The organism is Mesorhizobium sp. B2-1-1, from assembly GCF_006442975.2.
Taxonomy (GTDB): domain Bacteria; phylum Pseudomonadota; class Alphaproteobacteria; order Rhizobiales; family Rhizobiaceae; genus Mesorhizobium.
The window spans coordinates 144158-156775 of record NZ_CP083954.1 but is presented as its reverse complement, the minus strand read 5'-3'; the positions used below and the strand labels follow the sequence as shown (position 1 = coordinate 156775).

Sequence of the window (12618 nt, the reverse complement as noted above, 5' to 3'; positions counted from 1 at the left end):
GGGGAGATTGGCTGCCCTTTCGGGTTTCGCCAATTTCCAACGTCGCAGAATTGGCGAGGCTGAGAAATTGCCAATCTCCCCCCGTGAGGGGGAGATGTCCGGCAGGACAGAGGGGGGCGACGCAGAACGCGGCCTCTCATATAATTCTCTTCAGCACACGGCGGCCCCATGACCATTGCCGCGCTCAACCCCAGCCCAGCCCCTGCCATCCTGCCCGGCAGCGGCGGCATACGCGGCGCGCTCTCCGACCTCTTCTGGCGCAGGCCGCAACTGCTCCTTCTGCTTATGCTGCTGCCGCCGGTCCTGTGGCTCGGCATCGTCTATATCGGCTCGTTGTTCGCTCTTTTGGCGCAGAGCTTTTTCTCGATCGACGAGTTCTCCGGGCTTATCAACCGTGAGTTCACGTTGAAGACCTATGGCGACCTGTTGCAGGCCGCCAATCTGGACATCATTCTGCGCACGGTGACGATGGCGGCCCTGGTGACGCTGGCCTCGGCTGTCGTCGCTTTCCCCATTGCCTATTACGCGGCGCGCTATGCGCGCGGCCGCTGGAAAGCGCTGTTCTATCTCGGCGTCATGCTGCCGCTGTGGTCGAGCTACCTGGTCAAGATCTACGCCTGGAAATTGATCCTGGCCAAGGAAGGCATTCTCACCTGGCTGCTCGCCAAGCTGAACCTGTTGGGGTTGCTCGATGCGTGGCTGTCGCTGCCGGTCGTCGGCGGCAACTCGCTGTCGGTGTCCTTCACCGGCACCTTCATCGTCTTCGTCTATGTCTGGCTGCCCTTCATGATCCTGCCGGTGCAGGCAGCCCTCGAGCGCGTGCCCGGCAATCTGGTCGAAGCCTCTTCCGACCTTGGCGCGTCGCCCGGCCAGACTTTTCGCAATGTGCTGTTCCCGCTGGCGCTGCCCGGCATCGTCGCCGGCTCGATCTTCACCTTTTCGCTGACATTGGGCGACTACATCATCCCGCAGATCATCGGCACGTCGCGCCTGTTCATCGGCCAGGCCGTCTATTCGCAGCAAGGCACGGCCGGCAACATCCCGCTCGCCGCCGCCTTCACGGTGGTGCCGATCGTCATCATGGGCTTCTATCTCTGGGGCGCCAAGCGCATGGGGGCCTTCGATGCGCTCTGACCGTGCCCAATCGGCTCCGCTTGGCCTGAAGATCGCTGCGGCCTGCGGCCTGCTGTTCCTGCATCTACCGATCCTGCTGATCTTCGTCTATGCCTTCACGACCGAAGAGAAGAGCTTCGTCTGGCCGCCGCCGGGGCTCACCACGCAGTGGTTCGCCGTCACCTGGAACCGGCCGGACGTGTGGCAAGCGCTGTCGCTCTCGGTGCGCGTCGCCGCCATCTCAACGGCCATCGCGCTGGTTCTCGGCACGCTGTGCGCCGCCGCGGTGTCACGGACGAAATTCTTCGGCCGTGAAACCATTTCGCTGCTGGTCATCCTGCCGATCGCGCTGCCCGGCATCATCACCGGCATTGCGCTGCGTTCGGCTTTCGCGCTGGCCGACATTCCGTTCTCGTTCTGGACGATCGTGCTCGGCCACGCCACCTTCTGCGTGGTTGTCGTCTACAACAATGCCGTTGCCCGCTTCCGCCGCACCTCGGGCTCGATGATCGAGGCCTCGATGGATCTCGGCGCGGATGGTTTCCAGACCTTCCGGCATATCGTGTTGCCCAACATCGCCACGGCGCTGCTTGCCGGCGGCATGCTGGCCTTCGCGCTGTCGTTCGACGAGGTCATCGTCACCACCTTCACCGCCGGCCAGCAGCAGACGCTGCCGATCTGGATGCTTGAAGAACTGATCCGCCCGCGCCAGCGCCCGGTCACCAATGTCGTGGCGATGGTGGTGGTGCTGGTGACGCTGCTGCCGATCCTCGCCGCCTACTACCTGACCCGCGACGGCGACCAGATCGCCGGCAGCGGGAAATGAAATAGTGAGCAGTGAGTAGTGAGTAGTGAGTAGTGAATAGTGAATGGGAGGATGGTGAATAGTAGTTTTGGATAGTGAATACGCGGCAGAAACCTACTCACTACTCACTACTCACTACTCACTATTCACTACTCACTATTCATCATTCACTACTCACTATTGCCAATGGAGAACCCAATGGACACCCAGATGTTGATCGGCTCGAAGTTCGAGAAAGGCACCGAGACCGAGGAGCCGGTCCTCAATCCGAAGACCGGGGCGACCATTCTCAATCTCCCCGAGGCGAGCCCGGCGCAGATCGAGGCGGCGGTGACGGCTGCCGGGAAGGCGTTCACGGCTTGGTCGCGTACCACGCCCGCGCAGCGCTCGGGCTATCTCCTTAAGATCGCCGACCGCATAGAGGCCGAAGCCAGGGAATTCGCGGCGCTCGAGGCGCTGAACTGCGGCAAGCCGATCAATGCCGTGCTCAATGATGAAATCCCGGCGATCGTCGACTGCTACCGTTTCTTCGCCGGCGCCGTCCGCTCCATGCCAGGCCAGGTAGCCGGCGAATACCTGCCGGGCCACACCTCGATGGTCCGGCGCGATCCGATCGGCATCGTCGCTTCCATCGCGCCGTGGAATTACCCGTTGATGATGATGGCCTGGAAGCTGGCGCCGGCGATCGGCGGCGGCAATACGGTCGTCTTCAAACCGTCGGAACAGACGCCGCTGACGGCGCTGAAACTGGCGAAGATCCTGGCCGAAATCCTGCCCGAAGGGGTCGTCAATGTCGTGCTCGGACGCGGCGACAGCGTCGGCAATACGCTGATCAACCATCCCAAGGTCAACATGATCTCGATCACCGGCGATGTCGCCACCGGCAAGAAGGTGCTGCAGGCGGCCGCCAAGTCGGTCAAGCGCACGCATCTGGAACTCGGCGGCAAGGCCCCGGTCATCGTCTTCGATGATGCCGACCTCGGCGCCGTGGTCAACGGCCTGCGCGCCTTCGGCTACTACAATGCCGGCCAGGACTGCACCGCCGCCTGCCGCATCTATGCCGGCAAGAAGGTCTACGACAAGCTCGTCGCCGATCTCTCCTCGGCCGTGTCGACCATCAAGTACAATCTGCCGGACGATGCCGAGAACGAGATCGGCCCGCTGATCTCGCGCCGCCAACGCGATCGTGTCTCGAGCTTCGTCGAGCGCGCCTCGGAATTGAAGCACATCGAGATCACCACCGGCGGCAAGCCGGGCGAGGGCACTGGCTTCTACTACCAGCCGACCGTCGTCGCCGGCGCCTTGCAGGAGGACGAGATCGTGCGCCGCGAAGTCTTCGGCCCGGTGGTCTCGGTCACCCGTTTCACGGAAGTCGACGAGGCGGTGAACTGGGCCAACGACAGCGATTATGGCTTGGCGTCATCGGTGTGGACCAGGGACGTCTCGCGCGCCATGGCGACGGCCGCTCGCCTGCAATATGGCTGCACCTGGATCAACACCCACTTCATGCTGACCAACGAGATGCCGCATGGTGGGCTGAAGCAGTCCGGCTACGGCAAGGACATGTCGCTCTACGCACTGGAGGATTATACCGCCGTGCGCCATGTGATGGTGGCGCACGGGTAATCTGTCTCCTTCCGGCAAAAGCCAGATAGCACATGGCTGTGACCGGCGCCGGCGACCCCGCTTGAGAGGGTCGTCAGCGCCATTCCACTTCGCGATTGCGCTGCATCTGACAGCCACGGCCGCCGAACGGCATCAGCGGCGAGACCCCGGCACTACGCGGCCGTCCGGCCCGGCATCGCCGATGTCGCAGGCTTGATGTTCAGGTTGACCCGGAAGACATTGGATGGGTCGTAGGTTCGCTTAACCTGGCTCAGCCGCTCGTAATTTCCGCCATAGCTCGCCTGCAAGCGCGCGTCTCCTTCATCGTCCATCATGAAGTTCACGTAGCCGCCCTCGCCATTATGGGGATGGACGCTCGCCCAGTAATTCCGTGCCCACGCGGTCAGGTCGGCGGCTTTGCCCGGATCGGGGTCGATGGCGGCGATGACCATCGACCAGCTTGCGTCACGCGCGTTCCAGGCGGTCTCGTCCTTGCCGACGCGGCGGACGGCGCCGTCAATCGGGTATAGATGCATGAGCGACAATTCGCTGGGCGCCTGGGCGGCCTGTGCGATATGGGTCGCGATCGCTTCGTCGGGAAGCGACTTGACGAAATCGCCCTTCCAGTACCATTGCAGGCCTTTCGGAAGGAGCGGGTCGAATAGCGACTGCATCGCCGGGAACGGCATTACGCCCATCCAGTTGAACATTGGCGGCGGCAAGGTGTCCAGCAGCGGCGCCATGGCCTTGCGCCCGTCCTCCTCCGTGCCGTTGTAGCACGAGATGATGGCACAGGCGCGCTTGCCCCAATGCTCGCGCGGGAAAGGATCGCTCGAAGGGACGGATTTGAGGCCGACGAAAGCGCCGAGGTCTTCCGGCGCTTCCGGCAGGTAGTCGCGATAGGTACGCATGACCGCCGACGCGTGCCTGGCGTCCCAGAACACCGGACCGCCGAAGATCATGTTCACCGGATGAGCCTGGAACAGGAAGCTGGTTACCACGCCAAAATTGCCGCCGCCGCCCCGGAGCGCCCAGAACAGGTCGGGATTCTCGCTTTTGCTGGCCTTCGCCATGCTGCCATCGGCCAGCACCAGATCGGCCTCGATCAGATTATCGATGGTGAGGCCGTATTTGCGCGTGAGATAGCCGGTTCCTCCACCGAGGGTAAGGCCGGCGACGCCCGTGGTCGAAACGATGCCGAACGGAACGGCGAGCGCGAAAGGATGGGTGGCGTGGTCCACGTCGCCCGAAGTGCAGCCGGGCGCGACCCTCACGGTGCGGGTTTTCGGGTCGACATGGACGCCTTTCATCATCGACAGGTCGATGACGAGACCGTTGTCGCAAATCCCCAATCCCGCGCCGTTGTGGCCGCCGCTGCGCACGGCGATGAGGAGGTCGTTTATGCGCGCGAACCTTACAGCGGTGATCACGTCGGCGACATCGACGCAGCGTGCAATCAGCGCCGGACTCTTGTCGATCATGCCGTTGTAAACCTTGCGGGCCTCCTCATAGCCGGCTTCGCCGCGCAGGATCAGCTCTCCGCGCAAGCCTTCACGCAGTTTTGCATAGGTTTCGTCGGTCATCGGTTTCCTCCCTGATCGCGCCCGCGCCATATGGTTTCGACGCGACGATTTATCTTGTTGCTTTGCTTGTGCCGTCCATCCGTCGGGTGCGCAGGATGGTGCAGGAGAGCACATTGCACCGATCCGGCTCCTCGCTGCTTCGCCCGAAAGGGCCAGTGGGGAAATGGCCCGGGAGAGCCATAGCGGGCAGGCGGAAGCCGTCATGGTAGCGAAAGCGCGTCGCGTCGAAAGGGACCGATGCGGCGCGCTTCAGATCGTTGTTCTATGGGCACCTTTGGGCGACATGCATTATTCGACGATGCGGAAAATCTGCCAGAGGCTGGTGCCCGACACGACGTAAGGCTCGATCTCCTTGCCCCATTTGGCATGCGCGTCGATCTTGCCGATCCTGGCGAAGAACTCTTCCAACTGGGCCAGGCTTTCGACCTGGTGGTGAGATTCGACCGTCGCCTCCCGCGCGCCGATCGAACCCGTCATGATCTGGAACTTCAGGTCGGCGACGCCGACCTGCGAACCGATCTCGGATTCCCATTTCCGCAAGAGGTCGAGCACGGTCTGCTTGTGTCCGAACCTGGCGTCGATCTGCCATCTGGCGCTGAACATGTTTTCCTCCTCCGAAGATGCGGCTGATGCCGCTTACTCGTCCCAGGCCTGCACGACGGTCTGCCGTGCAATCCGCCCGCCCTTGAGTTCCAGCATCGCCGCACAGAACACCTTGGTCCCGTCCGGGTAGGCGCAGGCTTGGGTGAAGGCGAGATTGTCGCCATCGGCAATGGTGGTATCGACCTTGTGGGTCATTGCCCGGCTGCAGATGTCGTCCCAGAATGTGCTGATCGCCGCTCGGCCGCGGATCTCGCGCGGCTTGCTCGGCGGATTATTGCGGTCGACGACCCGCAACACCGCATCGTCGGCGTAAAAGCTCGACAGCATCTGTCCATCGCGCCCTTCGATGGCTTTCTTGATTGCCGCGCCGTCAACGGTCTGTGTCTTGGTCAGCATTTCGTCCTCCATGGGCCCGTCTTCCCGATCGGGCGGTTGATGAGCAAAGTGCTGCCCGGCGGTCATCGCCGTGCAGCGATAGTGTCACTGCGACTTGGCCTTCACGGCCGCGAACACGTCGTCGGTCTGCTTCTTGAAGGCTGTGAGGTCGACCTGGCTGCCGTTGAGCATCGTCGACCAGTGGCGAACGATCGCCGCCATCGCCACCGCTTCCTTGATCTCCTCGTCGGTCGCGCCGTTGAGCTTGGCGGCCTCGGTGTGGAAGTAGACGCAGTACTGGCAAGGAATCTGCGAGGCGACGGCAAGCCCGATGAATTCCTTGGTCTTGCCGTCGAGTGCGGTCTTGGGGTTGAGCTGCATCGACTTTATCTCGGCCCAGGCACCGGCGACCGCCACGTCAGGCAAAGTCCTGAACATGTCCGGTACGGAGCCGAGCGTGGCCTCTATGTCCTTGTATGCTGCCGTCGCCGAGGCATCCTCGGCCCGCGCCGGAGCCAGGGCCAGCAAGGCGCCGACGCCGGCCGCGATGACGAGCAATCTGGTCTTGCGACTTGATTTCACCATTTCATCCTCCCTTCGCAGTACCGTCACGGCGATACCGCCTGGCCTGCATGGGAAGAATTGATAATCCCCGACGCCATCGGCCGCTTCGCCCGAAAGCGCCATGGCCTTTATGGCCCGTGCGGGCCAGGGTTCCGTGCCGAAAACGCGGCCGCCGCCGCCCGCGACGGCAGGTCGAGCTTGAGCAATATGTTGGCGACGTGACGCTTGACCGTATGCTCGCTGAGGTTGAGCTCGGCGGCGATCGCGGCATTGCTTTTGCCGTCGGCGATCAGGCTCACCACCTCGCTTTCGCGCGCCGTCAGCGCGGCCGGTTCGGCAGGCCTGGGCTTGGATCGGCAGGCGGGTTCCAGATGCTGCTCGGACGTCGCAAGAACAAACGCCAACGGCTCGTCCAACTCGTCGAGCGCAATGCGTCCGCCATCGATGAAGTGTAGGCCGGAGCCGGTCGCCAGGTCGGAAACCAGCCGCGACGCGAGGATCTCGCCGCGGCTGGCATGGGCCGCAAGTTGTATGGTCACGCGTGCAGTCAAGCCGACCGGCGGTCCGCGCATCTCGATCTCGCCGACATGCACGCCCTGTGCACTGGCCACACCGATCTCCTGCGCCGCTTCGCGCAATGCCGCCGCGCAGCGTATGGCGCGCGCCGGACCGTCGAAGCGCGAGATCATCAGCTCGCCATGCGTGCCTGCGACACGTCCGCCATGGCGCCCCACCAGCAATCGCCAGGTCTCCTGGAATCGCTGGCTGCGCTCGCTCCACATGCGGTCGCCGAGGCGCGCCGTATCGTAGATACGCGTCACCAGCAATGCGGCGAGCACGCGCTCGCTGTCGGCCACGGCCGGCTCGCCGGTCAGGAATTCCTCGATTAGGTCGGCGACCCGGTCGACGTCACCGGTCCATACCGGGTGGTCGCGCCCGGGGATTTCGACAAGCCGCGCGTTTGGGATCTTCCGGGCGAGAAAGCGGCTGGCATCGGGATCGACGCGCGCGTCGTTGCGGCGGTGGATCAGCAGCGTCGGCGCGCGGATCGCCGAGAGTATGCCGCGCACGTCTATGCCGGCATTCATGCGCGCCAGCGCCGCCGCCGCCGTTGGACTTGCCGACAGCCGCTCGAACCGCGACCACCAGGCGGCAAAGTGACTGTCTTCGACGCGGCCGGGCGCAAAATGCGGCAAGGTGGCGCCTGTGCCCCAGGCGGTTTCCGTCGTCGCGATGAATGCGTCCAGCCGTTCCGGCGGCATCACCCATCGGTGGAAATGGGCATAGCCGCCATAGAGCGCCAGGGCGCGCGTCCGCTCCGGATACGTGGCGGCGAACAGCATGGCCATCGGAGCGCCTTCCGAGGCGCCGAGCAGGGCCGCGCGGCCGCTGCCGGCCGCGTCCATCACCGCACGCACGTCGTCCATGCGCGTTTCGAGGCTGGGGAGATGGTTGGCATCGACGCGGTCGGACAGGCCGGTGCCGCGCTTGTCGAACAGGATCAGCCTTGAGAAGGCGGAAAGCCGTTTCAGCAGCCTGCTATAGCCTTCATCCTCCCAATGCAGGTCGAGATTGGAGATGAAGCCCGGCACGAAGACGAGATCGAACGCGCCTTGGCCGACCACCTGATAGGCGATCCGCACATCGCCGCTACGGGCGTATCGGGTCTCGATCGGCCTCACGAGTTGTTCCGCCCGGCCTGGCGATTTCGGATCGCTGACCATAGCAGAGCTGCGTCGCGTGCGGCAGCTTAAACTTTAGCGGAAGGAAATATAAGCGGACGCGAACCAATGGCTATTTTTGCGAGGCGGCTACGTCGCCTGGGGAAGCTTGAGCCCGAGCTTCAGATCAGCTTCGGCGGGCGTGACCGGCCGCTTGATCCTTGTCGAGGCAGCCACGACGAGTTCATCGAAGCCATCGCCGCCGCTGTCCAGCATCTCGAAGAACTGACGCCGCATCCTCGGTTCCCAGAATTTGTTGATATGCTCGGCCACGCCGGCCACGCCTTCTTCGCGCGGCCTGGAGTGGAAAAAGGCCGCGATCTGGTTGGCCATCCGCACCAGCTTCTCGCTGGTGCTCATAATGTGGTCTTCGTCATGCGACATGTTTGGCAACTCCGCGAACCACCCGGTCGGGATGGGTGAAAATGTCGAAATCGTCGCCGCGAACCAAGGCCACCAGCGTCATGCCGGCTTGTTCGGCGGTGCGGGCGGCGAGCGCGGTCGGCGCAGAGACGGCAATGATGAAGGGCGAGCCGATCGTCGCCGTCTTCTGCACCATCTCGACGGAGACGCGCGACGTCACCACTACCGCGCCGGTCGCGCCGTCGATGCCGGCCTTGGCCAATGCACCGGCCAGCTTGTCCAGTGCGTTGTGACGGCCGACATCCTCGCGCGCAATGACGGTGCCCTTGCCGGGGATATAGAAGCCGGCGGCGTGCACCGCGCCCGTCTCGCTGTGCAGCGGCTGCATCCTGGAGAGAAGTTTGACGGAACGGACGATGTCGCCGGCATCAAGCGTAAGTTTAGACGCACCAACCGAATCGACCGCGCGCATCGCTTCCTCGATGGATTCGATGCCGCAGAGCCCGCAGCCAACCGGTCCGGCGAGCCTGCGCCGCCGCGCCTCGAAGCGCGTGTTGGCCTGGTCCTTCAGTCGAATCTGGATGTCGATGCCGGCGCCTAGATCCTCGACCTCGATCGCCTCGATCTCTTCGGGTGAAGCGATGATGCCTTCGGTCAGCGAGAAACCGAGCGCGAAATCCTTCAAATCGGCCGGGCTCGCCATCATCACCGCGTGCGCCGTGCCGGCAAAGGAGAACGCCACCGGCGTTTCTTCCGGCACCATGCGGCGGGCCGCTGCCGTGCCGCTGGCGCGGCGAGCGAGACGGGACATTTCGGTGATGGCGGGGCGTTTGCGGGTCACGAGACGCACCCCTCAAGCCTTTCCTCATCCCGGTCGATCGGGGAAGGGGTATCGAGTGAAGCTCGACGCAATGGTGGTCGATCAACCATCAAGATTGAAGCTCTTATTGTCGAATGTCTCGTCCAAGTCTACTCCGCCGCTTCCAGCGGGGCGATGCGGCGGCTGTTGCGCGCTTGCTCGTCATAGTCGCGTTGCCATTCCGATGGTCCGTTGGAGGCACCGACCTGCACCGCCGTCACCTTATATTCCGGACAGTTGGTCGCCCAGTCCGAAAAGTCCGTGGTGATGACGTTGGCCTGCGTGTCGGGATGGTGGAAGGTCGTATAGACCACGCCCGGTGACACCCTGTCGGTGATCTGCGCGCGCAGCGTCGTCTCGCCGGAGCGGCTGGTCAGCCGCACCCAGTCGCCGTCGCGCAGGCCACGGTTCTCGGCGTCGTGCGGATGGATCTCCAGCCGGTCCTCGGAGTGCCACATGATATTGTCGGTGCGCCGCGTTTGCGCGCCGACATTGTACTGCGACAGGATCCGGCCGGTGGTCAAAAGCAGCGGGAAGCGCGGCCCGGTTCGCTCGTCCGTCGCCACATATTCGGTGCGGATGAACTTGCCCTTGCCGCGCACGAAGCCGTCGACATGCATGATGGGGGTGCCGAGTGGCGCCTTCTCATTGCAGGGCCACTGCACCGACCCGACGCGGTCGAGCAACTCGAACGAGACGCCGGCGAAGCTCGGCGTCGTCTTGGCGATCTCGTCCATGATCTCGGACGGATGCATATAGTTCCAGTCGAGCCCGATGGCGCGGGCAAGCTCCTGCGTCGCTTCCCAGTCGGCGTAGCGCGCCTTCGGCTCCAGCACCTTGCGCACCATGTTGATGCGGCGCTCGGCATTGGTGAAGGTGCCGTCCTTCTCGAGGAAGGTCGAGCCCGGCAGGAACACATGCGCGTAGTTCGCCGTCTCGTTGAGGAAGAGATCGTGCACGACCACGCATTCCATCGCGGCCAGGCCGGCGGCGACATGCTTGGTGTCGGGGTCGGACTGCAGGATGTCCTCGCCCTGGATGTAGATGCCCTTGAAGGAGCCGTCGACGGCTGCATCCAGCATGTTGGGGATGCGCAGCCCCGGTTCGTCGTCCAGCTTCACGCCCCACAGGCTTTCATAGATGTCGCGCACCGCGTCGCCCGAGACATGGCGATAGCCTGGCAGTTCGTGCGGGAAGGAGCCCATGTCGCACGAGCCCTGCACGTTGTTCTGGCCGCGCAGCGGGTTCACGCCGACGCCCGGGCGACCGATATTGCCGGTGGCCATGGCGAGATTGGCAATCGCCATCACCGTGGTCGAGCCCTGGCTGTGCTCGGTGACGCCGAGGCCGTAGTAGATCGCCCCGTTGCCGCCCTTGGCGTAGAGACGTGCCGCACCGCGGATCAGTTCGGGATCGACGCCGGACAGCTTGCCGACGGTTTCGGGGCTGTTCTCCGGCAGGGCGACGAAGGACGCCCAGTCCTGGAATTCCGTCCAGTCACAGCGCTCGCGGATGAAGGCCTCGTCGAACAGGCCTTCGGTGACGATGACATGTGCCAGCGCCGTCAGCACGGCGACATTGGTGCCGGGCTTCAGCGGCAGGTGGTAGTCGGCTTCGACATGCGCCGACTTGACCATCTCGGTGCGGCGCGGGTCGAGCACGATCAGCTTGGCGCCCTGGCGCAGCCGCTTCTTCAGCCGCGAGGCGAAAACCGGGTGTGCGGAAGCCGGATTGGCGCCGATGATGACGGCGACGTCGGTGAATTCGACGGAATCGAAATCCTGCGTGCCGGCCGAGGTGCCGTAGGTCTGGCCGAGCCCGTAGCCGGTCGGCGAATGGCAGACGCGCGCGCAGGTATCGACATTGTTGTTGCGGAAGCCTTGGCGCACCAGCTTCTGGACCAGATAGGTCTCCTCATTGGTGCAGCGCGACGAGGTGATGCCGCCGATCGCCGTGCGTCCATACTGGTACTGGATGCGGCGGAACTCCTTGGCCGTGTGGGCGATCGCCTCCTCCCAACTCACTTCGCGCCAGGGATCGCTCACCTTCTCGCGGATCATCGGCGACAGGATGCGGTCCTTGTGGGTGGCATAGCCATAGGCGAAGCGGCCCTTCACGCAGGAATGGCCGTGATTGGCCTTGCCCTCCTTGTAGGGCATCATGCGGATGACCTCGTCATCCTTCACTTCGGCCTTGAACGAGCAGCCGACGCCGCAATAGGCGCAGGTGGTGACGGCCGAGCGTTCCGGCAGGCCCTTGGCGAGCACTGTCTTCTCACGCAGCGCATCGGTCGGGCAGGCCTGCACGCAGGCGCCGCAGGACACGCATTCGGAAGCAATGAAATCCTCGTGCATGCCGGCGACCATGCGCGATTCGAAGCCGCGGCCCTCGATCGTCAGCGCGAAGGTGCCCTGCACCTCTTCGCAGGCCCGCACGCAACGCGAACAGACGATGCATTGCGCCGGATCATAGGTGAAATACGGGTTGGATTCGTCACGCGCGATGTAGTCGACGGCCAGCGAGCCGTGGCCGGGCGCGACGCCATCCTCCTTGACGTGATTGCGGCCTTCGACGCCGTAGCGATTCTCGGAAAGGCCGACCGACTTCGCCACCGCGTCGAACTCGCTGGCGCCGGTGCCGGCCTTCTCGTTCCAGCCCACCGGATGGTCGGAGACATAGAGCTCCATGACGCCGCGGCGAATGGCATCGAGCCGCTCCGACTGCGTGCGCACCACCATGCCTTCGCCGACGGGCGTCGTGCAGGACGCCGGCGTGCCGCCGCGGCCATCGATCTCGACCAGGCAGACGCGGCAGGAGCCGAAGGAGTCCAGCATGTCCGTGGCGCACAGCTTCGGGATCTCGACCCCGCTTTCCATCGCGGCGCGCATGATCGACGTGCCTTCCGGCACGCTGATGCTGCGGCCGTCGACGGTCAGCGTGATCCGCTTCTCAGCTTTCGATTGCGGAGTTCCGTAGTCGATCTCTTCGATGAGCGTCGGGAAGTCGGCCTTGATGTTCATCTGCCAG

At 64.0% G+C, this 12618-nt stretch carries 11 protein-coding genes; 3 read left to right on the top strand and 8 right to left on the bottom strand.

The window, feature by feature from the left end:
* The first annotated feature begins 168 nt into the window (after positions 1-168).
* The 3 genes from FJ972_RS00755 (at position 169) to FJ972_RS00745 (ending at position 3544) form a co-directional block, all read left to right on the top strand.
* Complete coding sequence (locus FJ972_RS00755; RefSeq protein WP_140513016.1) at positions 169-1134, top strand: ABC transporter permease; 966 nt, start codon at positions 169-171, stop codon at positions 1132-1134.
* A complete protein-coding gene (locus tag FJ972_RS00750; protein WP_140523673.1) occupies positions 1124-1939 on the top strand; it encodes an ABC transporter permease in 816 nt (271 codons plus the stop codon). Before FJ972_RS00755 ends, FJ972_RS00750 begins: the two co-directional genes overlap by 11 nt.
* A gap of 177 nt (positions 1940-2116) precedes the next feature.
* The gene (locus FJ972_RS00745; RefSeq protein WP_140523675.1) at positions 2117-3544 is read left to right on the top strand and encodes a gamma-aminobutyraldehyde dehydrogenase; all 1428 of its coding nucleotides are present in this window, start codon (positions 2117-2119) and stop codon (positions 3542-3544) included.
* 152 nt (positions 3545-3696) lie between these two features.
* On the opposite strand, the gene FJ972_RS00740 is transcribed toward FJ972_RS00745, so the two are convergent.
* The 8 genes from FJ972_RS00740 to fdhF all read right to left on the bottom strand — a co-directional run bounded on the left by FJ972_RS00740 (position 3697) and on the right by fdhF (position 12611).
* The gene (locus tag FJ972_RS00740; RefSeq protein WP_140497052.1) at positions 3697-5106 is read right to left on the bottom strand and encodes an FAD-binding oxidoreductase; all 1410 of its coding nucleotides are present in this window, start codon (positions 5104-5106) and stop codon (positions 3697-3699) included.
* Positions 5107-5394: 288 nt separating this feature from the next.
* Complete coding sequence (locus tag FJ972_RS00735) at positions 5395-5709, bottom strand: hypothetical protein (RefSeq protein ID WP_140497050.1); 315 nt, start codon at positions 5707-5709, stop codon at positions 5395-5397.
* A gap of 33 nt (positions 5710-5742) precedes the next feature.
* Positions 5743-6171, bottom strand: a complete 429-nt coding sequence (locus FJ972_RS00730) for a nuclear transport factor 2 family protein (protein WP_224518980.1) — start codon at positions 6169-6171, stop codon at positions 5743-5745.
* Positions 6172-6189: 18 nt separating this feature from the next.
* Entirely contained in the window at positions 6190-6669 is a 480-nt protein-coding gene (locus tag FJ972_RS00725) for a carboxymuconolactone decarboxylase family protein (RefSeq protein WP_140523678.1), read from the bottom strand.
* Positions 6670-6776: 107 nt separating this feature from the next.
* Entirely contained in the window at positions 6777-8330 is a 1554-nt protein-coding gene (locus FJ972_RS00720) for an alpha/beta fold hydrolase (RefSeq protein WP_140523680.1), read from the bottom strand.
* Positions 8331-8459: 129 nt separating this feature from the next.
* Entirely contained in the window at positions 8460-8753 is a 294-nt protein-coding gene (locus FJ972_RS00715; protein ID WP_140523683.1) for a formate dehydrogenase subunit delta, read from the bottom strand.
* Positions 8743-9543, bottom strand: a complete 801-nt coding sequence (fdhD, locus tag FJ972_RS00710; protein WP_263486036.1) for a formate dehydrogenase accessory sulfurtransferase FdhD — start codon at positions 9541-9543, stop codon at positions 8743-8745. The genes FJ972_RS00715 and fdhD overlap by 11 nt, the downstream gene beginning before the upstream one ends.
* 158 nt (positions 9544-9701) lie before the next feature.
* The gene (gene fdhF / locus FJ972_RS00705) at positions 9702-12611 is read right to left on the bottom strand and encodes a formate dehydrogenase subunit alpha (RefSeq protein ID WP_140523688.1); all 2910 of its coding nucleotides are present in this window, start codon (positions 12609-12611) and stop codon (positions 9702-9704) included.
* Between the last annotated feature and the right edge of the window lie 7 nt (positions 12612-12618).